This window comes from Caballeronia sp. EK (assembly GCF_014384845.1).
GTDB lineage: Bacteria > Pseudomonadota > Gammaproteobacteria > Burkholderiales > Burkholderiaceae > Caballeronia > Caballeronia jiangsuensis.
Map to the genome: position 1 here is coordinate 209,095 of NZ_JACSUE010000008.1, position 23,237 is coordinate 232,331.

Here is a 23,237-nt window from a genome sequence, read left to right on the forward strand (position 1 = left end):
GCTCAGGCGCGTGGCTCACGACGGATGCCAGCCCAACGTGATGTACGCGCCGCGCCGTGGCGTGTTGTACGAGTACGCAAGTTCATAGTCCTTGTCGAACAGATTGTCGATGCGCGCCGTGACGTACCACGACTTCGAGATGTCGTAGCGCGCCGATAGATTCACGATGCCATACCCCGCGAGCGTCGAATCGTAGTCGCTGCGTTGCCCGCTCACGATCCACTCGCCGCCGACACGCCAGCGCCCGATCGTGCGATGCGCCGTGAGCGTCGCGAAACGCCGCGCGCGCCGCGTCAGGTCCTCGTGATTCGTCTCATCGACGGGATTCTGGAACGTGACCCCCGCGCGCACATCGGTTGCGCCGACATGTCCCGCCCACGATCCTTCGATGCCCTGCACCTTCGCGCGCCCGACGTTCTGCGCAACATAGTAGAAACCGCCGTCGGACACATAGTCGATCAGATTCGAATAGCGCGTCTGGAACAGCGTCACGCGCGCGACACCCAGCGCATTCGATGCGTACTGCAACGCCGCCTCGACCGAATGGCTGCGCTCCGGCTGAATCGACGGATTGCCGCTGAACGGATAGTAGAGATCGTCAAAGCTCGGCGCGCGAAACGAAGCCGCATAGCTCGCGCTCGCCTTCCAGTGCGCATCGAAGTTATACGCGTAGCCCAGATAGTAGCTGTTCGCGCCGCCGAAATCGGAATACTGGTCGTGACGCAGATTCGCCTGCAATTCGCTCGCGCCGATGTGACCCACGTAGCCCGCGAACACCGAATTCACGTGACGATCGGGCGCGCTGAGTTGATCGGAATCGAGCGTCTGATCGAGATGCTCGTAACCGAAGAGCAGCTTGTGCGCATCGCTTATTTTGAAGTCGTTCTGCCACGTGTATTGCCGGTTCTCCGAATTGAAGCGGTTCGTATAGACGCCGTTCTGCTCGATGTTCGCGCGGTCCTGTCCCTGCGCGATCGTGAAGTGCGTGGTCCAGTTTTCGGTGATCCTGCCGTTCGCGAACACCGACGCCGAGCGCACGCGATCGTGCGATTCGTTGATATCGGTCGGCAGGCCGTAGGCATCGTCGAAACTGCTGATGCCGTTCGATTGCAGGAAGCGCACGCCCGCGTCCCACTTGTCGCTGAACTGGTGGCGCAGCGTCGCCGCGACGCTCTCGTTCAGATAGCCGTTCGCGTTCGGATTCGCGCCGGGCGCGATATTCGGATCGATCGACGAAAAGCCGTCGGTTTTCTCGCGCGAAACGTTCAGGCTGAAGGTCGTGCGGCCGTCCTTGTCGAGCGCGCCCTTCACGCCCGCCGATTGACGCTGCGTGTGATAGCTGCCGTACTCGGCCTCGAAGTTGAAGCGCGGCGGATGCGGCTCGCCTTCCTTCGTGAAGATCTGCACGACGCCGCCGATCGCATTCGAGCCGTACAACGCCGACACATTGCCGTTCACGACTTCGACGCGCCCGATCTGATCGAGCATCAGTTGCGATAGCTGCGCCGCGCCGAGCGACGCCGATTCGACGCGCACGCCATCGATCAAAACGAGCGACTGCGACGACGCCGCGCCGCGTATGTAGAGCCCCGAAGTCGCGCCCGGTCCGCCGTTGCGCGTGATCTGCACGCCGGGCGCGAGCGCGATGAGGCCGAGTGCATCGTCGGCGTTGGCGTCGGCGATATCCTGTTCATCGAACACCGATGTCTGCGGGATCGATTCGGCGAGCGGCTGCGGCGCGCGCGTCGCGGTGACGACGACAGGGGCAAGCGTTTGCGAGGCGTCATCGGCAGCATGTGCGGCGCCGGCGAGCGGCGAACCGATGAACGCGGCAACGAGCGCGCCATGACGAGAGCGGCCGTTTTTGAGGGCGGCCTGTGGCAATACCATGAATGAAGTGTCCGTTTCGCGTGAGCGCGACCCCGCTCCCCGCGAGGACGATGCGCGACGAACGCACCGCGCGATCAGCGCCGATGCGTCGAACTCTGGCCGGTATCCGGGCTGGCGATAAATCGTCTCGCCTTCCCGCGCATCGTGCGCAGTGGCGTCGACACGTTTCTTGCAGTCGATTCGAGCGATGAACCCGGTGTGATGAAAATCCACACGCTCGCGCTGCAAAAACGCGCATGAGACGACTTGCAACTTGCGTTGCGGTCGCTTACCGTTGCGGGGGCAGCACAGGTTGGCTCGTCCCAGGTTGGTCCCGGTCGGACTTCGGAGACTTCGCTCCCTGTTTCCCGTTTGACTGCATCCGCGAGATCCGCGAATGCGAGCACCAAAAAGTGCGGCAAGTGTAGGAGCGCGTGTTGGGGCCGTCAAGAAAACGGCGCGGACAGTTGGGCGCGGCACATGACGAATCGAACGAGAATCGGCCGGCCTGTCATCACGAGCCATCAACAGCGCTCGCGTTTTCTGCACACGAATGCATGTCGACATGCGCTTGATTCGAAGGATTAAGCGCAAGATCGCATGTTGTTACGTCTCGAAACGAGACAATTATCGGAAGCTCCGTTGAACCGCGCTAAAATGCGAGGTCTTTAGAGGACGCAGCACATGCTCAACGAACTCGAATCACTGTCAGGAAATATCGGCCGGCTGATCCAGATCAGCGAGCGCCACAATCAGGCGCGCCAGGCGCTGCAAGACCAACTCGAACAACTGCGCGCCGACTATGCGAACGTGCAGGCCGAGCTTGCGCAAGTGCGTGAAGAGCGCGACACGCTGCAATCCGAACGCGATTCGCTCTCCGCGAAAATCGACGACGCGCAAGTGCGCCTCAACGCGATTCTCGAAAAGCTGCCGCGCGCGAAATCCGGGCAGCATGACGAAGCCGACAATCAACTCGATCTCCTCGAAGCCGATTCCCGCGAAGCACATGAAGCGGAATTGCACGGCGAGCATCATCAAGGAGAGAAGGCATGACGACTACGCAGATCGAAGTCTCCATTCTCGGGCAGCCGTATCGCCTCGCGTGCTCGCCGGAAACGGAAGGCGCATTGCGCGAAGCGGTCGCGCGCGTCGATGCCGAGATGAACAAGGTGCGCAATGCAAGCAACGTGCGCGGCACGGATCGCATCGCGGTGATGGCAGCGCTTTCGCTGGCGTCGGAATTGCTTAAGTTGCAGGACAGCGTGCGTCACGGCGAGGCCTTCCCTGCCGAGGAAATCCGTCGCACGATGCATTCGATGAACGAGCAGCTCGGCGCCGTCATCGCGCAATACGAAGTGCAGTGAGATGTCTGTGCGTCGAGGCAATCGGCGCGCAATGTCAATCGAAAAAAGAAACTGCGGCGGGGCTGCGAAAGGCAAACGATTGGTGTAGAGTGACGTTTCCCTGCCTGGTGCGCCAAGGTCATATATTCCTTGAACCAATGTCACATTGGCACGGTTGCGGAACCTTGCAGCACGGGCGCGCGCGTCGCTAGTCCGATGTACCCGAAGTGTTGCTTACCGCGACCAATCTTGAACCCAGGTTCAGGATGCCGGCCTAGCGGCCGTGGCGGGGACCCATCTTAAGAACGGCATCGGTTTTTCCGGTGCCGTTTTCATTTGCATCGTCGATTCCGCATAACGAACAATCATGCGCTACTGGCTGATGAAGTCCGAACCGGACGAAGCGAGCATCGATCACCTCGCGCACGCGCCGAAAAAAACCTTGCCGTGGACCGGCGTGCGCAACTATCAGGCGCGCAACTTCATGCGCGATCAGATGCAGATCGGCGACGGCGTGCTCTTCTATCATTCGAGCTGTCCCGAGCCGGGTATCGCGGGCATCGCGAAAGTGTGCTCGACGGCGTATCCCGATCCCACGCAGTTCGATCCGAAGAGCGATTACTACGATCCCAAGTCCACGCAGGAAACGCCGCGCTGGATCCTTGTCGATGTCAAGTTCGTGAAGAAGACCCCGCTGATTCCGCTCGCCGCATTGCGTGAACACGAGGCGCTCGCTGACATGCAGGTGCTCGCGCGCGGCAATCGCCTGTCGATCACGCCGGTGACCGAAGCGCAGTGGCGCTTTATTACCGAACAACTCGTCTAACAAGGAACTTACGACACGAAGGCCGCGACTAAATCCCGTCGCGAATCACGCGATATCCCGCGTTCGGAGTCCTTCGATGATCAACAAGAAAACCGCTGCCGCACTCGCGCTCCTCGCGATGTCGGGCGCAGCGTTCACCCTTTCCCAAACGGCCGCCGCGCAGACGGTGATTACCCAGCCGCAACCTTCGGGCGTGCTTTCTCTTTCGGCGCAGGCGAGCGCGCAGGTGCCGCAGGATGTCGTCAACATCACGCTCTTCTACGAGCAGGAAGCGGCCGATCCCTCGTCGCTCACCGCTACGCTCAATCAGCGCGCCGAGGCCGCATTGCGCGAAGCCAAGGGCGTCGATGGCGTGACCGCGAAGAGCGGCTCGTTCACCGTGTATCCATCCACCGATCGCGACGGCAAGATCTCCGCGTGGCGAGGCCGCACGGAGGTCGTGCTCGAATCGCACGACTTCGCGGCGGCGTCGAAGCTCGCGGGCAAGATGAGTTCGTCGATGCAGGTGGGCAGCGTCGGGTTCTCGCTGTCGCCCGAATCGCAGCGCGCGGCCGAGCAGAAGCTCGTCACGCAGGCCATCGATTCCTTCCGCAAGCAGGCGCAAACCGCCGCGCAAGGCTTCGGCTACAGCAATTTCACGATTCGGGAAGTGAACGTCGGACACAGCGGCGTGCAGCCGCGTCCGGTCATGATGATGCAATCGCGCGCGATGAGCGCCGATGCGAAGATGGCCGCGCCGATCGCGATGGAAGCCGGCACGACGACGGTGACCGTCGACGTGTCCGGTTCCGTGCAAATGGGGCGTTGAATCGATGCGGGGCGCGCGCCCCGCATTGCTCAGGCTTTCGCCGATTCGGGCGGCAGGCGCAGATTGCGCTTGTACGCCCACACCATCATCAGCACGCCGGCGATGATCATCGGCAGCGAGAGCCATTGGCCCATCGAGAGGCCGAGCGCGAGAAGGCCGAGATAGTCGTCCGGCTCACGCGCGAATTCCACGGTAAAGCGCGCCAGTCCATAGCCGATCAGAAACAGCGCCGAAATCGCGCCGACAGGACGCTGCTTGCGCGAAAACGTCCAGATCACGACGAACAGCACGAGCCCTTCGAGCGCGATCTCGTACAACTGCGACGGATGACGCGGCAGCATGTGATAGCGCTGGAAGATTTCGGTGAGATGGTATTGCGCGTCGAGTTGCGGATTTTTAGCGAGCCAGATGGCGTCGTCGTTCGTCGAGCTCTGAAAGAGCATCGCCCACGGCGCGTTCGGGTCCGTCACGCGGCCCCACAGCTCGCCGTTGATGAAGTTGCCGAGACGCCCCGCCGCGAGGCCGAGCGGCACCATCGGCGCGACGAAATCCGTCACCTGCAGCCAGGTGCGCTTGCGGTGATACGCGAACAGCACCATCGCGAGCGTCACGCCGAGAAAGCCGCCGTGGAACGACATCCCGCCTTCCCAGACCTTGAAGATATCGAGCGGATGCGCCGCGTAATAGCTTGCCTTATAGAAGACCACGTAGCCGATGCGCCCGCCGAGAATCGTGCCGAGCACGCCGTAAAACAGCATGTCGTCGATGTCTTTCACGGTCCAGCCTTGCGCGGCCACGTAAGGCAGGCGCAGACGCAGGCGGCCGATGACGATGGCCGATACAAACGCCACCAGATACATGAGGCCGTACCAGCGCACGGCGAGCGGTCCGAGATGAATCGCGATGGGATCGAAATTGGGATGTATGAGCATTCTGATGTGGGAGCTAGAGCGAACTACAAGGGCGAATCATACAGAACCCGCGCTTTCGGCCCGCGAACGGACGATCTCGATGAATCCGGCGAGCACCGGGCTCACTTCCGCCGCGCGCCACACGAGGCCGGTTTCGACGAGCATCGCCGACGCGTTCAGCGGCCGCAGAGTACGATACACGACGCCCGTGCGCCGCAGATGACGCAGCGAATGCGGCACGAGCGCGACGCCCATCCCGGCGGACACGAGGCTCACGATGGTCTGCATTTGGATCGCCTCCTGCCCGATACGCGGCGTGAGGCCGGCCGCGCCGTAGCAGCCCATGATGATGTCATACAAACCCGGCGCGAGACGCCTCGGAAAGACGACGAGCGGCGCGGCGGCGAGATCGTGCAGATCGACGGGGGTGTCGGCCCATTCGTCGGCGCCCTGCCCCAGTTGTAGCGCGGCATCGGCGGACATCGCGATGACGAGCGGCTCGCGCGCCACCGCCACATACGACAGCGACGTGGCATGGCGCGGCGGCAGCGGCGGAATCACGAGGCCCGCGTCGATGCGCCCGGCGACGAGTTCCTCGATCTGCACGTCGCTCGTCGCCTCGGTCAGTTGCAGCCGCACGCCGGGATAGCGCGCGCCGAAATCGCGCAGCAGCGCCGGCAACAGGCCGTAATCGGCGGTGGAGACGAACGCGAGCGACAGCACGCCGGCTTCGCCGCGCGCGAGCGACTGCGCGAGCGGACGCAGCGTATCGGCGGATGCGAGCAGGCGGCGCACCTCCGGCAGCAGATCCTTGCCGACGGGCGTCAGCTCGACGGTCCGTTTCGTGCGCACGAAAAGCGCGACGCCGAGCGCCTCTTCGAGCGCGCGGATCGCTTGCGAGAGCGGCGGCTGTGTCATCGCGAGACGCGCGGCGGCGCGGCCGAAGTGCATCTCTTCGGCGACCGTCACGAAGTAGCGCAACAGACGCAACTCGATGGGCGGATTTCTCTGCTCCATTGATATTTTTTGCGACCTAATAAGCCTTGAATAATATATTGGACAGACACATCGCGGGAGTTGCATTCTTGCTGCACTAGAGCAAAAACATCCCCTCAAGGAGCACATCATGGCCTTCAATCGCCGCTCGAAGCACATCACCCAGGGCGTCGCGCGCTCGCCCAATCGTTCGATGTATTACGCGCTCGGCTACAAGGAGGAAGACTTCGACAAGCCGATGATCGGCGTCGCGAACGGGCATTCGACCATCACGCCGTGCAACGCCGGCCTGCAGCGCTTGGCGGACGCGGCCATCGAAGCGATCAGAAAGTCCGACGCGAATCCGCAGATTTTCGGCACGCCGACGATCTCCGACGGCATGTCGATGGGCACCGAAGGCATGAAGTACTCGCTCGTGTCGCGCGAAGTGATCGCGGACTGTGTCGAGACCGCGGTGCAGGGCCAGTGGATGGACGGCGTCGTCGTGATCGGCGGTTGCGACAAGAACATGCCGGGCGGCATGATCGGCATGGCGCGCATGAACGTGCCGTCGATCTACGTGTACGGCGGCACGATCCGCCCCGGCAACTGGAAGGGCCGCGATCTGACGATCGTGTCGTCGTTCGAGGCGGTCGGCGAATTCACGGCGGGCCGGATGTCGGAAGAGGATTTCAAGGGCGTCGAGAAGAACGCGTGCCCGTCGACCGGATCGTGCGGCGGCATGTACACGGCCAACACGATGAGCTCGTCGTTCGAGGCGCTCGGCATGTCGCTGATGTATTCGTCGACGATGGCGAATCCGGATCAGGAGAAGGTCGATTCCGCCGCGGAGTCGGCGCGCGTGCTCGTCGAGGCGGTGAAGAAGGACCTGAAGCCGCGCGACATCATCACGAAGAAATCGATCGAAAACGCGGTCGCGCTCATCATGGCGACGGGCGGCTCGACCAACGCCGTGCTGCACTTTTTGGCGATCGCGCATGCGGCGGAAGTGGAATGGAGCATCGACGACTTCGAGCGCATGCGCAAGAAAGTGCCGGTGATCTGCGATCTGAAGCCGTCGGGCCAGTACGTCGCCACCGATCTGCACAAGGCCGGCGGCATCCCGCAAGTGCTCAGGATCCTGCTCGATGCGGGCCTTCTGCACGGCGACTGCATGACGATCACCGGGCGCACGATCGCGGAAGAACTGAAGGACGTGCCGAGCAAACCGCGTGCGGATCAGAAGGTCATCTTCCCGATCGAGCAGGCGCTTTACAAGGAAGGGCACCTGGCGATCCTGCGCGGCAATCTCGCGGAAGACGGCGCGGTCGCGAAGATCACCGGCCTGAAGAATCCGGTCATCACCGGCCCCGCGCGCGTGTTCGAGGACGAGCAAAGCGCGATGGACGCCATCCTCGCCGACAAGATCAAGCCCGGCGATATTCTCGTGCTGCGCTATCTCGGCCCGGTCGGCGGCCCGGGCATGCCGGAGATGCTCGCGCCGACATCGGCGATCATCGGCAAGGGGCTGGGCGAATCGGTCGGCTTCATCACCGACGGGCGCTTCTCGGGCGGCACGTGGGGCATGGTGGTCGGCCATGTCGCGCCGGAAGCGTACGCGGGCGGCACGATCGCGCTCGTGCACGAAGGCGATTCGATCACCATCGACGCGCACAAGCTGCTCTTGCAACTGAACGTGGACGATGCGGAACTCGCGCGACGCCGCGCCGCGTGGAAGCAGCCCGCGCCGAAGTACACGCGCGGCGTGCTGGCGAAGTTCGCGGCGCTCGCGCAGCCGGCTAACAAGGGCGCGGTGACGGGATAAATCCGTTGCGACGCGGATAGAAAAAAGGGGCGCGCGTGCGCCCCTTCTTCATGCTGTACGAAACGCGCTCATTCGCCGCGCTGCCGCCGCAGTTCGTTCTCAACCGCGTCGCGCACCCATTCGCTCATCCGTCCTTCGAGCGCCATCGCGACTTCGCGCGTGATCGCGGACACGAGCTGCGTCGATTGCTCCCGCAGCACTTCGCGGCAACGGTCTTCGATCAGCGCGCGGGCGTCGCCCGTCAGAAAGCTCGTGAAGCGGCCGCGCAACTGCTCCGCGATGCGCTGTGCGTCGTATTCGATCGCGGCCTCATCGGCGGAAGGCGCGCGTGCATATTCCGGCTTGCCGGGCACGACGACATCGGTCAGAACGGGGATGGACGAATCGAAGGATTCGGGCTTGTCGGTCATATTCAAAGGTCTCCTGTCGGCCAGCGTGTGCGCATCCGTGCTGACTCGGGTCTCACGCGAAGCGCCATGTGTGAGCAGAGCTTAGTGCAGCGCGGACGCGGCCTCTGTGCGGCTAACCGCCCTGATTGTGCGTCTCGATGACATAGCCGCGATCGCGATAGAACCGATAACGCTCGCGGCCCGCGGCGAGTTCATCGCCCTCGCTGCCGACGATCTCCACGAGCCGTTCGAAGCGCGCGAACTGCGCGGGCACTGGCGCGCCCAGATTCACGAGCACCTGATGATGCGGCGCTTCGTCCAGATTCGACGTGAGCACGACGGGCGTGTCCTCCGCGAGCGGACTCTTCGCCATGCAGTGCGGCACGAATTCGAGCGGCTGGAAAGTCCACAACTGCTCGTCGAACGCGGCGAGGCGCTGCGGTTCGGCGAGCACGACGAGCGGCTTGCCGCTCAGGTACGCCTTGCGCGCGAGGCGGCAGGCGTACGCGAGCGGATCGCCGACATTCGTATGAAAGTCGATGCGCGTCATGCCTGCTTCAGGCGCCGGCGCGATCGATCAGGAACTGCGAGAGCAGCGGCACGGGACGGCCCGTCGCGCCCTTCGCGGCGCCGCTCTTCCACGCGGTTCCGGCGATATCGAGGTGCGCCCACGGATAAGCCGTCGCGAAGCGCGACAGGAAGCACGCCGCCGTCACGCTGCCCGCCGGACGTCCGCCAATGTTCGCGACATCCGCGAAATTCGACTTGAGCTGATCCTGATACTCGTCGTCGAGCGGCAGACGCCACGCCGGATCGACCGCCTCGCGCGACGCGTCGAGCAGTTCGCCCGCGAGCGCATCGTCCTTCGAGAAGAGGCCCGTGTTGTGATGCCCCAGCGCGATGATGCACGCGCCCGTCAACGTCGCGATATCGACCACGGCGGCGGGCTTGAAGCGCTCCGCGTAGGTGAGCGCGTCGCACAAAATGAGGCGGCCTTCGGCGTCGGTGTTGAGCACTTCGATGGTCGTGCCGTTCATCGCCGTGATGATGTCGCCCGGCTTCACCGCGTTGCCCGCGGGCATGTTCTCGCAGGTCGGAATCACGCCGATCACGTTGAGCTTGAGGCCCATCTCGGCGACCGCGCGCATCGTGCCGAACACGGAGCCCGCGCCGCACATGTCGTATTTCATCTCGTCCATCGCCTCGCCCGGCTTGATCGAGATGCCGCCCGAATCGAACGTGATGCCCTTGCCCACCAGCACGACCGGCGCGTTCTTGCCCTTCGCGGCCGCACCCGCGCCCTGGTAATGCATGACGATGAACTGCGGCGGCTCGACCGAGCCCTTCGCGACCGACAGGAACGAGCCCATGTTGAGCGCTTCGATCTGCTTCTGGCCGAGCACTTCGACCTTCAGCTTGAAATCGCGGCCGAGCTTCTTCGCGGTCTGGCCGAGATAGGTCGGCGTGCAGACGTTCGGCGGCAGATTGCCGAGATCGCGCGTGAGGTCCATGCCGTTCGCGATCGCGACGCCCTGCTTCACCGCGACCTTGGCCGCTTTTTCATCGGCGGAATCGATGCTGAACACGATCTTCTTGAGCGAGCGCGCGCCGTTGTCGGGCTTGCTCTTCATCTGCGTGAACTTGTAGGTCAGCTCGCGCAGGGCGAGGATCGCGGCGCGCACGGCCCAGTCGCCGGTGCGTTCCTGGATCGGCAGTTGCGCAAGCGTGAAGGTCGCCTGACCGATCTTCGAGCCGAGCACCACGCGCCACGCGGCGCGCACGGCTTCGCCATAGGCTTTCTGATTGAAGGCGTCCTGCTTGCCGAGACCGACGAGCAGCACCCGCGACGCGCCGATGCCCGTGACTTCCGGCACCATCAGGGTCGTGCCCGCGCGGCCGCTCATGTCGCCGGCTTTCACGACGCGCGAAATCAGGCCTTTGGTGGCGACGTCCATGTCGCGCGCGGCGCCCGTGAGCGTCTGCGCTTCGAAGATGCCGAGCACGATAACATCCGACTTCCCGGTAAGGAAACCATTTGCCTCGCCCTTGCTCCAATCACAGGCTTTTATGCTAAAGTCCATCGCGCTTATCCTCGGATAAAATCTTGGCTGAAGGATGAAAGCCGCAATTATCCGCTATTTTTTCCGCGGCGGTCACAGGCGGGCGGCGTGAGGGTAAGCGAATACCCTTCCCGTAAGCCACGAGATGCGTGCAGGATTTCCGCATCGCCGCCGGCTCCAAGCAAAAATTCAATGATCTTCGAACGCTCCCTGCAGCGCGAACTCGCGTACACGGCCGGCGCCGTGTTCATGGTGCTGCTCACGATCATGCTCACGACGATGATGATCCGCATCGTCGGCTTCGCGGCGCAAGGTCAGATCGACCCGAAAGACGTCGTCGTGCTGATCGGGCTCACCGTCATCGGCTATCTCGCGGTCATGCTGATCGTGACGCTGTTCGTCTCCATTCTCTTCGTGCTCACGCGCTGGTATCGCGACTCGGAAATGGTCGTGTGGCTCGCGTCGGGCGTCAGTCAGACGCAGCTCATCAAGCCGATCGCCGTGTTCTCCACGCCGATCATCATCCTCATCATGTTCTTCGCGTTCGTCGGATGGCCGTGGTCGAACCAGCAGAGCAAGCTCATCAAGCAGCGCTTCCAGCAGCGCGATGAAGTGTCGCTGCTCGCGCCGGGACAGTTCCGCGAATCGCCGTCGAGCCATCGCGTGTTCTTCATCGAGAAGATGTCGCCGGATCAGGGGCACGTCGAGAACGTGTTCGTCACGAGCACGGAAGGCGGCAAGGTCAACGTGATCGTCTCGAAGAACGGTCATACCGAAACGCGCCCCGATGGCGACCGCTTCATCGTGCTCGACAACGGCCGCCGGTACGACGGCGAGCCGGGCCAGCCGAACTTCCGCATCATGGAGTTCGAGCGATACGGTGTGAAGATAATGAGTCACCAGTTCGTGAATACACCGACCACGACGGGCATCTCCACGCCGGACCTGCTCGCCAATCCTACTCAGGAAAATCTCGCGGAGTTCGCGTGGCGCGTGGGTCTGCCCCTCATCGCCATCAATCTGATGTTGCTCGCCATTCCACTTTCGTATCAGAACCCGCGTCGCAGCCGCACGATCAATCTCGTGATGGCCGTGCTGATCTACCTCACCTATTCGAATCTGCTGAACGTCGTGCAGTCGTGGATCGAACAGGGCAAGCTGTCGTTCGGCTTGGGTCTCGTCGGACTGCATATCGTGGTCGGCGCGCTCGTCGCGTTCATCTTCTGGCTGCGGATTCGCAACCGGCCGCTCTTCAAGCTCCCGTCGCTGTCGAAGGGGGCCTGACGCGATGCGCATCTACGAACGATATTTCGCGCGCCAGATCTATCTCGCGTTCATCTTCATCCTGTTTGCGTTCTCGGGCCTGTTCTTCTTCTTCGACCTGATCAACGAACTGAACACGGTCGGGCACGGCAATTACAAGTTCACGCTCGCGGTGCTGCGCGTCGCGCTCCAGACGCCTTCGCGCTTCTACGAGATCATCCCCGTCGCCGCGCTCATTTCGGCCATCTACGTGTTCGCGCAGATGGCGGCGGCTTCGGAGTTCACGATCTTCCGCGTGTCGGGGCTCTCGACCGGCGCCGCGCTGCGTTCTCTGCTGAAGATCGGCGTTCCGATGGTGCTCATCACGTATCTGATCGGCGAAGTAGTCGGGCCTTACACGGACCAGCTGTCCGAGCGCGTGCGGCTGGAGGCGCTCGGGTCGTCAGTGTCGTCGAATTTTCAGTCGGGCGTGTGGGTGAAGGACACGTTGACGGCCAAGGAGAACGGCGAGCAAGTCACGCGCTTCGTCAACGTCGGCACGCTGAATCCCGACACGACCATCGCCAACGTGCGCATCTACGAATTCGACTCGAAGTTCCGTCTGACGAACGTGCGCATCGCGAAGAGCGGCGTGTATGAGCCACCGGGCCACTGGAAGCTCACGGGCGTGACGGACACGCAACTGAACGACGCGCCCCCGCAAGCGGCGAACCCCGGCGACGCGTTGAATCCGGTCTATCGTGCGACGCAGAGCACGCTGCCCGAATATTCGTTGCGCTCGGAGCTGACGCCGCAGATTCTGTCGGTCCTGCTGGTGTCGCCGGATCGGATGTCGATGTTCAACCTGTTCCGCTATATCCAGCATCTGACGGAAAATCATCAGGACACGCAGCGGTATCAGATCGCGTTCTGGCGCAAGATTCTCTATCCGTTCGCGGTGTTCGTGATGCTGATTCTTTCGCTGCCGTTCGCGTATCTGCATACGCGTGCGGGCGTGGTCGGCATGAAGGTGTTCGGCGGCATCATGATCGGGATGAGCTTTCAGCTCGTCAACACGCTGTTCTCGCATATCGGCAATCTGAACACGTGGCCCGCGCCGATCACCGCGGCGGCGCCCGCCCTCGCCTATCTCGTGATCGGGCTGGTGGGCCTGAAGTGGGTGGAGCGACACTGACGTTTCTTCCGAGGAGCGCGCGATGAAGACGCACGGCATCATCCTGTTTGGTCACGGCGCGCGCGATTCGCGCTGGGCCGAGCCGTTCGAGCGCCTTGCCGTGAAGCTGCGCGGCTTGCGCGGCGGGCCGGTTTCACTGGCGTTTCTCGAATTGATGTCGCCCGATTTACCTGCGGCGGTCGCCCAGTTTGCCGCCGATGGCTGCGATGCGATCACGGTCGTGCCCGTGTTCTTCGGGCAGGGCGGGCATGTGAGGAAGGATTTGCCGGAGATCGTCGAGAAGTGCCGCGCGGCGCATCCGGATGTCGAGATTTCCTGTGCGACGGCAGTCGGAGAGGATGATGCGGTGCTCGATGCGGTGGCGCAGTATTGTTTGCGGCAGGTCGGTCGGTAGTTCAGCGTTGGCCGTTCGGCCGAGTGGCGCCACGCGACTCGAAAAGCATATACTCGGATATACCTTTTCGTATATCCGATCGAGTTTCGCATGAACCTGCTCATCTCCAAATGGGGCAATAGCCTCGCAGTGCGCATCCCCGCCGACTATCTGCGCCACACCGGCCTTTCCGAGGGTGATCAGGTGCAGGTCAACCTCACGGTGGACGGCGGAATCTGCCTTCGTGCCGCCAAATGGGACCGTCGCGCGTTCGCGGAGGAATTGGCCGAATCACGGGACGCCATGCCGATGACCGATTCCGTCATCGACGAACTCCGCAGAGGCGCGCGCTACTGATGATTTACGTCGATACGAGCGTTCTGGTCGCGTTATGCGTCCACGAACGCATGACCGCCGCCGTTTCGAACTGGTACGCATCCGTCAGGGACGAACTGATTTCCGGGGCGTGGTGCGTCACCGAGTTTGCCAGTGCGCTCGGCATCAAGCGGCGAAGCGGTCAGATGACCGAAGATCAATCCGCTTTTGCGTGGCGCAGCTTCGAACGAATGTGCGCAAGCGATCTGCAACTCACGCCGATCGAGCCGCCAGTGTTCCACCACGCAGCCGTTCTCACGCTCGACGCATCGACTGGGCTCCGTGCGGGAGACGCGCTTCATCTCGCTACCGCACTGGACTGCAAGGCAAAGACCATCGCGACGCTCGATACCGTTCTGGCGGCCAATTCAAAAAAGAAGAAGATCAGGCTCGTAGACTTTTGAATCACGAGGTCCGGAAACGAAAAAGCGCACCGTCTCCGGTGCGCTTTTTCGTTTGTCCGCCAGTCGAACCAGCATCACGCCGCCGCCTGCATCCCCTTCAGATGCACCTTCGGCTTGGCCGCTGCCCGCTCGCGAAACGCCTCGCCGATCATCAGCAAACTCGGCTGCGACGGGTCCAGCCATTCCTGCGCCTCACCCAGCGCCATGCGCGCCAGCGTCAACGTCAGCGTGCGTTCGCGCGGCGTGCTGCACGCTTCGACGATCGCGACCGGCGTCGAGCCCGGACGGCCCGCATCGATAAGCTGCTGCGCGATATCCGGCGCACTGTCGCGGCCCATGTAGAACACGAGCGAATCCGCCTTTGCCTGCTCGCGGATTTCATCGCTGTCGGCGGCGCGCGAATGGGTCGCCAGCGCGACGCTGCGCGCCACGCCCCGCAGGGTCAGTGAGCGCTTGAGCGTCGCGGCGCTCGCAAGCGCCGCCGTGATGCCCGGCACCACTTCGAACGCGATGCCCGCCGCTTCGAGCGCGCGCATTTCCTCGTCGGCGCGGCCGAAGAGCATCGGATCGCCGCCCTTCAGACGCACGACGACGCCATGCTCCAGCGCCGCATCGACGATCTGCTTGTTGATGAAATGCTGGGCCGTCGAACGCTGTCCGCAACGCTTGCCGACGGCAATCTTCTTCGCATTCGGCGCGTAGTCGAGCATCGCCGGTTCTACGAGCGCGTCGTGCAACACGACATCCGCCTGTTCGAGCAGGCGCATGCCGCGCACGGTGATGAGATCCGCCGCGCCCGGCCCCGCTCCGATCAGATAGACCTTACCCATACGCTTGTCCGTCGATATTAGCCAGCAATGGCACGAATCATACCGGCCGCGACAGTGTGATGCGTCGCCTCGTCGATCAACACGAACGCGCCGGTGCCCTGATGCGTATCGTACTCGTCCGCGACGATCGGCTTCTGCAGCGTGAGCGCCACGCGGCCGATATCGTTCATCGCGAGCGTGGTGCGATCGACCGAATGCGACAGCGTATGCACATCCAGCACCTGCTTCACGGCGCCGATGCGCGCGAACACCGTGTTGGTCGTCTGCTTCAGCAAATACTTGCGCTGCGGCGAGAGCGGCTCTTCGTCGAACCAGCAAATGTCCGCTTCGAGCTTCCTGGTCGGCTCGACCTTCTGCGATGCCGGCACGAACGTATCGCCGCGCGAAACATCGACATCTTCCGTCAGGCGAATCGTCACCGTCTGGCCCGCGAAAGCGCGATCCACCGGCGCGACGCCGCCCGGCACCGGCGCGATGATCTCGGCGACGCTCGCTTCACGATTGGCCGGCAGCACGAGGATCGAATCGCCGACGCGCACTTCGCCCGCCTCGACGCGGCCCATGTAGCCGCGGAAATCGTCGGCCTGCGAGCCGTCCTGGCGCGCGACCCACTGCACCGGGAAACGCAGGGCCTGATCGTTCGGCTGCGCGACCGGCAGCGACTCGAGCAGATCGAGCAGCGGCTCGCCCGCATACCACGGCATGCGCTCGCTCGCCGTCACGATGTTGTCGCCCTTCAGCGCCGACACCGGCACGAAGCGCACGTTCGACAGACCGAGCTGATGCGCGAGCGTGACATACGCATCGCGGATTTCGTTGAAACGCGCTTCGCTGTAATCGACCAGATCCATCTTGTTGATCGCGACGATCGCGTGCTGCAGGCCGAGCAGCTTGACGATCGCGCTGTGGCGCTTCGTCTGCGGCAGCAGTTGCGCGACGCCGTTCTCGAACGTGACGCGCGTGGCATCGACGAGAATGATCGCGGCATGCGCCGTCGATGCACCCGTCACCATGTTGCGCGTGTACTGCTCGTGGCCCGGCGTGTCGGCGATGATGAACTTGCGCTTGGCGGTAGCGAAATAGCGATACGCGACGTCGATGGTGATGCCCTGCTCGCGCTCGGCTTCGAGGCCGTCCGTCAGCAGAGACAGATCGATTTCGTCGCCCACGGTGCGCTTGTTCTTCGCACGCGAGATCGCCGACAACTGGTCCGACAGCACAGCCTTGCTGTCGTACAGCAGACGGCCGATCAGCGTGCTCTTGCCGTCGTCGACACTGCCCGCCGTGATGAAGCGCAACACGCCCAGGTCTTCAGCTTGATAAATACTCATGATTCTTCGTTCCTTGGGGCGTGTGGCTTAGAAATAACCTTGTTTCTTGCGCTGTTCCATCGCGGCTTCGGACGCCTGGTCGTCCATGCGCGTCGCGCCGCGCTCCGTGATTTCCGTCACGGCCGTTTCGGCGATGATCTTCTCGACATCGTCGGCGTCGCTCGCGACCGGGCACGTGCAGCTGATGTCGCCGACGGTCCGAAAACGCACTTGCGCCACTTCCGACGTTTCGCCCTCGCGCAGCGGCGTGAGCGGCGTGAGCGGCACGAGCAAACCGTTGCGGCGGATGATCTCGCGGTCATGCGCGTAGTAGATCGACGGCAGTTCGAGCTTCTCGCGGGCGATGTATTGCCACACGTCGAGCTCGGTCCAGTTCGAGATCGGGAACACACGCAGATGCTCGCCCGCATGCAGACGCGCGTTGTAGATGCTCCACAGTTCCGGGCGCTGCGCCTTCGGGTCCCACTGGCCGAATTCGTCGCGGAACGAGAAGATGCGCTCCTTCGCGCGCGCCTTCTCTTCATCGCGGCGCGCACCGCCGATCATCGCCGTGTAGCCGTATTCCTCGATGGTTTCGAGCAGCGTCACCGCTTGCGCGGCATTGCGCGAATCGGTCTCGCGACGCAGGCGCACGGTGCCCTTCTTGATCGAATCTTCCACATGGCCGACAACCAGTTCCGCGCCGATTTCCGCCGCGCGGGCGTCGCGGAAGTCGATCACTTCCTGGAAGTTGTGACCCGTGTCGATATGCACCAGCGGGAACGGCAACTGGGTCGCGCGGCCCGCGCCGAGACCGAACGCCTTGAGCGCGAGATGCAGCACGACGACCGAATCCTTGCCGCCCGAGAACAGGAGCGCGGGCTTGCTGCATTCCGCGACGAGTTCGCGAATGATGTGGATCGACTCGGCTTCGAGCCAATCCAGGTGATCCATGCGGGTCGCCTTGTTGGCGATCGGTGCGGTGACGGTTGAGTCGAGCGTCGTGCTCATGTTCGTCGATCCTTTTTTATGCAGCGTCATGCGATTTCCAAAGCGACGATGCGTTCAATGACAGGGTTTGATGCGGCGTCTTGTGCGCCTTAGATCGCCGAGCTCGGAGCTTCTTCGACGATCTTGATGTTCGTGATGTGCAGGCCGCATTCCTTCGTGTCGCGCGATTCCCACCACCAGCGGCCCGCCCGGCTGTCTTCGCCGGGGCGCACGGCGCGCGTGCAGGGCTCGCAACCGATGCTCGGATAGCCGCGCGCATGCAGCGGATTCACCGGGACATCGAAGGCTTTCAGGTAATCCCACACGTCGGTTTCGTTCCAGTCCGCGAGCGGATTGAACTTCGCGATGCCGCGCGGGGCGTCTTGCTCTTCCTCGTGCAGCTCGGCGCGCGTCACCGATTGCTCGCGACGCTGGCCCGTCACCCACGCGGACACATCCGACAGCGCGCGATTGAGCGGCCCGACCTTACGGATATGGCAGCAGCTCTTGCGCAAATCAATGCTTTCGTAGAACGCGTTCAGGCCGTGATCGCGCACGTAGGCATCGACCGCGTCCTGCTGCGGATGAAACTGCTCGATGTCGTAGCCGTAGCGCGCCTTCACGGTGTCGAGCATGCCGAGCGTTTCCGCGTGCAGGCGGCCCGTGTTCAACGAGAAGATGCCGATCTTCACGCCGCGCGAAAGAATGGCGTGCGTGAGCACCATGTCTTCGGCGGCGAGGCTGCTGGCTAGCTTGACGCTCTGATGGCGCGCCGCGATCGAATCGAGCAGCGCGTCCAGGCGTTCAACCTTGGCTTGCAATTCAGGGGTCATGCATCAGGCTCCGAGAGCTGCGACGAGCGCCGCGCGACGGCGGAACAGCGGTTCGAGATTGTCGGTCGCGCCCTGGTACAGCTCGGTGAATTCGTTGAACGCGTTGAGCGCGTCGTTGATGTCCTTGTCCGCGCGCACCGCGAACGCATCGAAGCCGCAACGCGAATGGAACAGCACCTGATCGCGCAGCACGTCGCCGATCGCGCGCAGCTCGCCCGTCCACTGGTAACGCTCGCGCAACAGGCGGCCGATGGAGAAGCCGCGGCCATCGCGGAACACCGGGAAGTCGACCGCGATCACGGAAAGCTGGCCGAAGTCCGGCGCGAGGTCCGCGAGTTCGTCATCCGGCGCGAGCCACACGCCGATGTCTTCCTTCGCGCGCGACGCGACGATCGCCGACTTGTGCTCTTTCCACAGCACGAACGGCACGATGATCTTGCCGGCGGGCAATGCATCGACAGCGGGCAGCGCGCCGTCTTCGGCGGCACGCACGACGGTGAAATCGTCTTCGACTACGGCGCGGTTCTTGATGATCAACGTCATTTGCAAATCCTTAAGCGTGAGCCTGGCGCGATGCGTACACGCGCTCCTTGAACGGCGCCATGCCGATGCGGCCGAACGTCTCGATGAAGCGCTCGCCTTCCATGCGGTTGTCGACGAAGGTATCGATCACTTGCGAGATCACGTCGGGCATCTCTTCGGCCGAGAACGACGGGCCGATCACCTTGCCGAGATGCGCGCCGGTCGCGCCCGAGCTCTGCTCGCCGCCGAGCGTCAACTGATACCACTCCGAGCCGTCCTTATCGACGCCCAGAATGCCGATGTTGCCGACGTGGTGATGACCGCACGCGTTGATGCAGCCCGAAATGTTCAGCGACAGGTCGCCGAGATCGTGCACGTAGTCGAGATCGTTGAAACGGTCCTGAATGGCGAGCGCGATCGGGATCGACTTCGCGTTCGCGAGCGAGCAGAAGTCGCCACCCGGGCACGCGATGATGTCCGTCAGAAGGCCGATGTTCGCCGTCGCGAAACCGAGCGCCTTCGCGCGTTCCCAAACAGTGTGCAGGTCGCGCTTCTTCACGTTCGCGAGAATCAAATTCTGCTCGTGCGACACGCGGATTTCGCCGAACGAGAACTCGTCGGCGAGCGCGGCGACGTCGTCCATCTGCTTGTCGGTGGCGTCGCCCGGCGCGATATGCCGCTGCTTCAGCGACAGCGTCACCGCCGCATAGCCCGGCACCTTGTGCGGACGGACGTTACGCTCGACCCAGCGCGCGAACGGCTTGCTTTCGATCAGATGCTTTTCGTACGAGGCATCCGTGTCCGCGAGCTTTTCGTAGACCGGCGGCGCGAAGAACTTCGACACGCGATCGACTTCTTCCTGCGTGATCGTCGACGGGCCGTCCTTCAGATGCTGCCACTCTTCCTCGACCTGCTTCGAGAACTTCTCCGCCGACAGCGCCTTCACGAGAATCTTGATGCGCGCCTTGTACATGTTGTCGCGACGGCCGTAGCGGTTGTACACACGCAGCACGGCTTCGCAGTAGGTGATCAGGTGTTGCCACGGCAGATCGCGCTTGATGATCGCGCCGACGATCGGCGTGCGGCCGAGACCGCCGCCCGCGAGAATGTCCATCACGACTTCGCCCTGCGCGTTCTTCTTCAGATACACGCCGAGATCGTGGATCTGCACGGCCGCGCGGTCTTCCGCCGAGCCGTTCACCGCGATCTTGAACTTGCGCGGCAGCCATGCGAATTCCGGATGGAACGTCGACCACTGACGCAGGATTTCCGACCACGGACGCGGATCGACCTGCTCGTCGGGCGCGACGCCGGCGAACTGGTCGGCGGTGATATTGCGAATGCAATTGCCCGAGGTCTGGATCGCGTGCATCTGCACCGAAGCGAGCTTGCGCAGGATTTCCGGCGTCTCTTCGAGCTCGACCCAGTTGAACTGGATGTTGGTGCGCGTCGAAAAGTGACCGTAGCCGCGGTCGTGCTCGCGCGCGATCGTGCCGAGCATGCGGAGCTGGTCGCTGCGCAGGTTGCCATACGGAATCGCGATGCGGTGCATGTACGCGTGACGCTGCATGTACAGGCCGTTTTGCAGACGCAGCGGACGGAATTCCTCTTCGGTCAATTCGCCCGACAGCCGGCGGCGGACCTGGTCAGCGTACTGCGCGACACGTTCGTCGACGATGCGTTGGTCGATCTGATCGTATTGGTACATTCGGGGGCCCCAAGTTCTTGTCAAGGCGCGGCGTCCTAGGTTACGTCGCGCGTCTCATCCATCGAATATCCATTGAGTCCCTGTCGCGAGCGTCGTTCAGACGAAACGCTCATTTGCTTATGACAGATAGAGATATGGATATTGGAAAAATTGGACTGATAGTAAAGAACCTGCTATATATTGCAAACGACTGAAAAATTACTTTGATATGCGGCTGAGTTATATATGAATCTGCACCAGTTCCGCTTCGTGCGCGAGGCCGTCCGGCAGAACTTCAACCTGACGGAAGCCGCGAAGGCGCTGTATACATCACAGCCGGGCGTCTCGAAGGCGATCATCGAGCTGGAGGACGAGCTGGGCGTCGAAATCTTCACGCGGCACGGCAAGCGCGTGAGATCGCTGACGGAGCCAGGGCGCATCATCCTCGCGTCGGTCGAGAAAATATTGCAGGAAGTGGAAAGTCTGAAGCGCGTCGGTAAGGATTACGCGGCGCAGGATCAGGGCAATCTCGTCATCGCCGCCACGCACACGCAGGCGCGCTATTCGCTGCCGGCCGCGATCGCGGAGTTCAAGAAGCGCTTTCCGAAGGTCCACCTTTCGATCCTGCAGGGCAGCCCGACGCAAGTCGCCGAGATGGTGATCCACGATCAGGCGGATATCGCCATCGCCACCGAGGCGATCGCCAACTATAAGGAACTGGTGTCGCTGCCCTGCTTTCAGTGGCAGCACCTCGCCGTCATGCTGCCGGATCATCCGCTGCTCGAACGCAAGACGCTCACGCTCGACGATCTCGCGCAATACCCGATCATCACCTACGAGGCGTCGTTCGCCGGGCGCACGAAAATCAATCAGGCGTTCGCCCGGCGCAATCTGACGCCGGACGTCGTGCTCGAGGCCATCGATGCGGACGTGATCAAGACTTACGTCGAACTGGGGCTCGGCGTCGGGATTCTGGCGGATATCGCGTTCAATCCGGAGCGCGACAAACATCTGCGCGCGATGCCGGTCGGCCATCTGTTCGGCACGAACGTGACGCGTCTTGCGCTCAAGCAGGGCGCGTATCTGCGCAGCTATGTGTATACGCTCGTCGAGCTGCTGTCGCCGTCGCTGAACCGCAAGCTGATCGAGCAGGCGCTTACCGGCGAGCACGAGAGCTACGAGCTCTGAATAAAATGGCAGCGCACGCTGCCTCAAAAAATTCCCTTCCCCTGGAGACCTTTCCGATGACGCTGTCGAAGTTCACGCGCCGGCTCGCTGCCGGCGTTGCCTTGTCTGTAATCGCCGCGGCCGCGCACGCGCAACTGAAGGTCGGCATCGACCTGTCGAGCACCGGCCCCGCCGCCGCGATCGGCATCACCAGCAAGAATGCGATGCTGATGTGGCCGAAAACCATCGCCGGGCAGAACGCGGAATACATCATCCTCGACGACGGCTCGGACCCGGGCGCGGCCGTGCGCAACATCCGCAAGCTCATCAGCGAGGATCATGTCGATGTGATCGTCGGGCCGAACATCACGCCCGCCGCGCTTGCCGCGCTCGATCCCGTCGCCGAATCCGAAACGCCGATGATCACGCTGATCGGCTCGGCGTCGGTCGTGGAGCCGCAGGAAGGCAAGAAGGTGTGGGCATTCAAGATGGCGCAGACCGACCGCGCGATGGCCGACGTGATGACGCGCTACATGGCCAATCACGGCGTGAAGACGGTCGGTTTCATCGGTTTCGCCGACAGCTACGGCGATAGCTGGCTCAACGAGTTCACCAAGTTCGCCGATCTGCGCCATATCAGGATTGTCGCGAGCGAGCGCTTCAACCGTACCGATGCGAGCGTCACCGGCCAGATTCTCAAGCTGATGGCCGCGAAGCCGGACGCGGTGCTGATCGCGGGCGCGGGCACGCCGACGGTGCTGCCGCAACGCACGCTCGTCGAGCGCGGCTACAAGGGCGCGATCTACCAGACGCACGGCATCGCGACGCCCGAGTTCATCAAGCTCGGCGGCAAGGACGTGGAAGGCACGCTGTTCCCGACGCAACCGGTCGTCGTCGCCCGGACGCTGCCGGCGGATCATCCGTCGAAAAAGGCCGCGCTCGCGTTCGTGAACGCCTACGAGGACAAGTACGGCAAGGGCACGGTCACGCAATTCGCGGGCGATGCGGCGGGCGTCTATCCGCGTCTGCAGGACGCCGTCGCGCGCGCGCTCAAGTCCGGCAAACCGGGCACGAAGGAGTTTCGCGTGGCGCTGCGCTCAGAACTGGAGCACGCGTATGAGCTCGTCGTGCCGAACGGCGTCGTGAATACGAGCGCGACGGATCACGTCGGCCTGGATCAGCGCGCGAGCGTGATGGGCGTGATCAGGAACGGCGCGTTCACGTATCTCGCCCAGTAAATTCCGAGCTTGCGAAAACGCCGCCGTTGCTGCTTGCCGGCGGCGGTGTTTTCGGTCATAATCGC

The 23,237-nt window shown here is 62.9% G+C and carries 24 protein-coding genes, 1 other RNA gene and 1 riboswitch; of the genes, 13 read left to right on the forward strand and 12 right to left on the reverse strand.

Annotated elements, in window-relative coordinates; all coding sequences use genetic code 11:
- Positions 1 to 15 precede the first annotated feature (15 nt).
- A complete protein-coding gene (locus tag IAG25_RS25275; RefSeq protein WP_187607282.1) occupies positions 16 to 1,890 on the reverse strand; it encodes a TonB-dependent receptor domain-containing protein in 1,875 nt (624 codons plus the stop codon).
- Between the two features lie 80 nt (positions 1,891 to 1,970).
- Positions 1,971 to 2,297, reverse strand: a riboswitch (cobalamin riboswitch).
- Positions 2,298 to 2,553: 256 nt separating this feature from the next.
- Here IAG25_RS25275 and IAG25_RS25280 point away from each other — a divergent pair.
- From IAG25_RS25280 to IAG25_RS25300, 5 genes are all read left to right on the forward strand, one after another.
- Entirely contained in the window at positions 2,554 to 2,922 is a 369-nt protein-coding gene (locus IAG25_RS25280) for an ATPase (protein WP_187607283.1), read from the forward strand.
- Positions 2,919 to 3,233: a cell division protein ZapA gene (locus IAG25_RS25285; RefSeq protein WP_035508245.1), complete on the forward strand. Its 315-nt coding sequence runs from the start codon at positions 2,919 to 2,921 to the stop codon at positions 3,231 to 3,233. The genes IAG25_RS25280 and IAG25_RS25285 overlap by 4 nt, the downstream gene beginning before the upstream one ends.
- A 94-nt stretch (positions 3,234 to 3,327) precedes the next feature.
- Positions 3,328 to 3,509: non-coding RNA, 6S RNA (gene ssrS, locus IAG25_RS25290), on the forward strand.
- A gap of 70 nt (positions 3,510 to 3,579) precedes the next feature.
- Positions 3,580 to 4,038: an EVE domain-containing protein gene (locus tag IAG25_RS25295; RefSeq protein WP_187607284.1), complete on the forward strand. Its 459-nt coding sequence runs from the start codon at positions 3,580 to 3,582 to the stop codon at positions 4,036 to 4,038.
- A gap of 76 nt (positions 4,039 to 4,114) precedes the next feature.
- Positions 4,115 to 4,846 carry an SIMPL domain-containing protein gene (locus IAG25_RS25300; protein ID WP_222946640.1) on the forward strand — a complete coding sequence of 244 codons (732 nt, stop codon included), beginning with the start codon at positions 4,115 to 4,117 and terminating at the stop codon, positions 4,844 to 4,846.
- Between the two features lie 29 nt (positions 4,847 to 4,875).
- Here the strand turns inward: IAG25_RS25300 and lgt are convergent, their stop codons facing one another.
- Positions 4,876 to 5,778 (reverse strand): prolipoprotein diacylglyceryl transferase, encoded by a 903-nt coding sequence (lgt, locus tag IAG25_RS25305; protein WP_187607285.1) that lies wholly within the window; start codon positions 5,776 to 5,778, stop codon positions 4,876 to 4,878.
- 36 nt (positions 5,779 to 5,814) lie between these two features.
- Positions 5,815 to 6,774, reverse strand: coding sequence for a LysR family transcriptional regulator (locus IAG25_RS25310; RefSeq protein ID WP_187607286.1), 960 nt, complete (start codon positions 6,772 to 6,774; stop codon positions 5,815 to 5,817).
- A gap of 109 nt (positions 6,775 to 6,883) precedes the next feature.
- Here IAG25_RS25310 and ilvD point away from each other — a divergent pair, with 109 nt between their 5' ends.
- Entirely contained in the window at positions 6,884 to 8,557 is a 1,674-nt protein-coding gene (ilvD, locus tag IAG25_RS25315; RefSeq protein WP_187607287.1) for a dihydroxy-acid dehydratase, read from the forward strand.
- 68 nt (positions 8,558 to 8,625) lie between these two features.
- On the opposite strand, the gene IAG25_RS25320 is transcribed toward ilvD, so the two are convergent.
- The 3 genes from IAG25_RS25320 to IAG25_RS25330 all read right to left on the reverse strand — a co-directional run bounded on the left by IAG25_RS25320 (position 8,626) and on the right by IAG25_RS25330 (position 11,027).
- Positions 8,626 to 8,967 carry a DUF2486 family protein gene (locus IAG25_RS25320; protein ID WP_187607288.1) on the reverse strand — a complete coding sequence of 114 codons (342 nt, stop codon included), beginning with the start codon at positions 8,965 to 8,967 and terminating at the stop codon, positions 8,626 to 8,628.
- A 112-nt stretch (positions 8,968 to 9,079) separates the two neighbouring features.
- Positions 9,080 to 9,496, reverse strand: coding sequence for a DNA polymerase III subunit chi (locus IAG25_RS25325; RefSeq protein WP_187607289.1), 417 nt, complete (start codon positions 9,494 to 9,496; stop codon positions 9,080 to 9,082).
- 7 nt (positions 9,497 to 9,503) lie between these two features.
- A complete protein-coding gene (locus IAG25_RS25330) occupies positions 9,504 to 11,027 on the reverse strand; it encodes a leucyl aminopeptidase (protein ID WP_035508228.1) in 1,524 nt (507 codons plus the stop codon).
- Between the two features lie 171 nt (positions 11,028 to 11,198).
- Here IAG25_RS25330 and lptF point away from each other — a divergent pair, with 171 nt between their 5' ends.
- The 5 genes from lptF to IAG25_RS25355 all read left to right on the forward strand — a co-directional run bounded on the left by lptF (position 11,199) and on the right by IAG25_RS25355 (position 14,595).
- Complete coding sequence (gene lptF, locus IAG25_RS25335; protein WP_187607290.1) at positions 11,199 to 12,290, forward strand: LPS export ABC transporter permease LptF; 1,092 nt, start codon at positions 11,199 to 11,201, stop codon at positions 12,288 to 12,290.
- Positions 12,291 to 12,294: 4 nt separating this feature from the next.
- Positions 12,295 to 13,443, forward strand: coding sequence for an LPS export ABC transporter permease LptG (lptG, locus tag IAG25_RS25340; RefSeq protein WP_187607291.1), 1,149 nt, complete (start codon positions 12,295 to 12,297; stop codon positions 13,441 to 13,443).
- Positions 13,444 to 13,465: 22 nt separating this feature from the next.
- Positions 13,466 to 13,837 carry a sirohydrochlorin chelatase gene (locus tag IAG25_RS25345; protein ID WP_187607292.1) on the forward strand — a complete coding sequence of 124 codons (372 nt, stop codon included), beginning with the start codon at positions 13,466 to 13,468 and terminating at the stop codon, positions 13,835 to 13,837.
- Between the two features lie 90 nt (positions 13,838 to 13,927).
- Entirely contained in the window at positions 13,928 to 14,173 is a 246-nt protein-coding gene (locus tag IAG25_RS25350) for an AbrB/MazE/SpoVT family DNA-binding domain-containing protein (protein WP_187607293.1), read from the forward strand.
- Positions 14,173 to 14,595 (forward strand): type II toxin-antitoxin system VapC family toxin, encoded by a 423-nt coding sequence (locus IAG25_RS25355; protein WP_238209957.1) that lies wholly within the window; start codon positions 14,173 to 14,175, stop codon positions 14,593 to 14,595. Before IAG25_RS25350 ends, IAG25_RS25355 begins: the two co-directional genes overlap by 1 nt.
- A gap of 74 nt (positions 14,596 to 14,669) precedes the next feature.
- Here the strand turns inward: IAG25_RS25355 and cobA are convergent, their stop codons facing one another.
- The 6 genes from cobA to IAG25_RS25385 all read right to left on the reverse strand — a co-directional run bounded on the left by cobA (position 14,670) and on the right by IAG25_RS25385 (position 20,788).
- Positions 14,670 to 15,425 (reverse strand): uroporphyrinogen-III C-methyltransferase, encoded by a 756-nt coding sequence (gene cobA / locus IAG25_RS25360; RefSeq protein ID WP_187607294.1) that lies wholly within the window; start codon positions 15,423 to 15,425, stop codon positions 14,670 to 14,672.
- A 17-nt stretch (positions 15,426 to 15,442) separates the two neighbouring features.
- Positions 15,443 to 16,756, reverse strand: a complete 1,314-nt coding sequence (locus IAG25_RS25365; protein WP_222946641.1) for a sulfate adenylyltransferase subunit 1 — start codon at positions 16,754 to 16,756, stop codon at positions 15,443 to 15,445.
- A 27-nt stretch (positions 16,757 to 16,783) separates the two neighbouring features.
- Positions 16,784 to 17,746, reverse strand: coding sequence for a sulfate adenylyltransferase subunit CysD (gene cysD / locus IAG25_RS25370; RefSeq protein ID WP_187607295.1), 963 nt, complete (start codon positions 17,744 to 17,746; stop codon positions 16,784 to 16,786).
- A gap of 89 nt (positions 17,747 to 17,835) precedes the next feature.
- Entirely contained in the window at positions 17,836 to 18,558 is a 723-nt protein-coding gene (locus tag IAG25_RS25375; RefSeq protein ID WP_187607296.1) for a phosphoadenylyl-sulfate reductase, read from the reverse strand.
- Between the two features lie 3 nt (positions 18,559 to 18,561).
- The gene (locus IAG25_RS25380) at positions 18,562 to 19,101 is read right to left on the reverse strand and encodes a DUF934 domain-containing protein (RefSeq protein WP_187607297.1); all 540 of its coding nucleotides are present in this window, start codon (positions 19,099 to 19,101) and stop codon (positions 18,562 to 18,564) included.
- Positions 19,102 to 19,111: 10 nt separating this feature from the next.
- Positions 19,112 to 20,788: a nitrite/sulfite reductase gene (locus IAG25_RS25385; protein WP_187607298.1), complete on the reverse strand. Its 1,677-nt coding sequence runs from the start codon at positions 20,786 to 20,788 to the stop codon at positions 19,112 to 19,114.
- Between the two features lie 225 nt (positions 20,789 to 21,013).
- Between IAG25_RS25385 and IAG25_RS25390 the strand changes: the two genes are divergently transcribed.
- A complete protein-coding gene (locus IAG25_RS25390; RefSeq protein WP_035508205.1) occupies positions 21,014 to 21,955 on the forward strand; it encodes a CysB family HTH-type transcriptional regulator in 942 nt (313 codons plus the stop codon).
- 56 nt (positions 21,956 to 22,011) lie between these two features.
- Positions 22,012 to 23,172, forward strand: coding sequence for an ABC transporter substrate-binding protein (locus IAG25_RS25395; RefSeq protein WP_187607299.1), 1,161 nt, complete (start codon positions 22,012 to 22,014; stop codon positions 23,170 to 23,172).
- Positions 23,173 to 23,237: the final 65 nt, after the last annotated feature.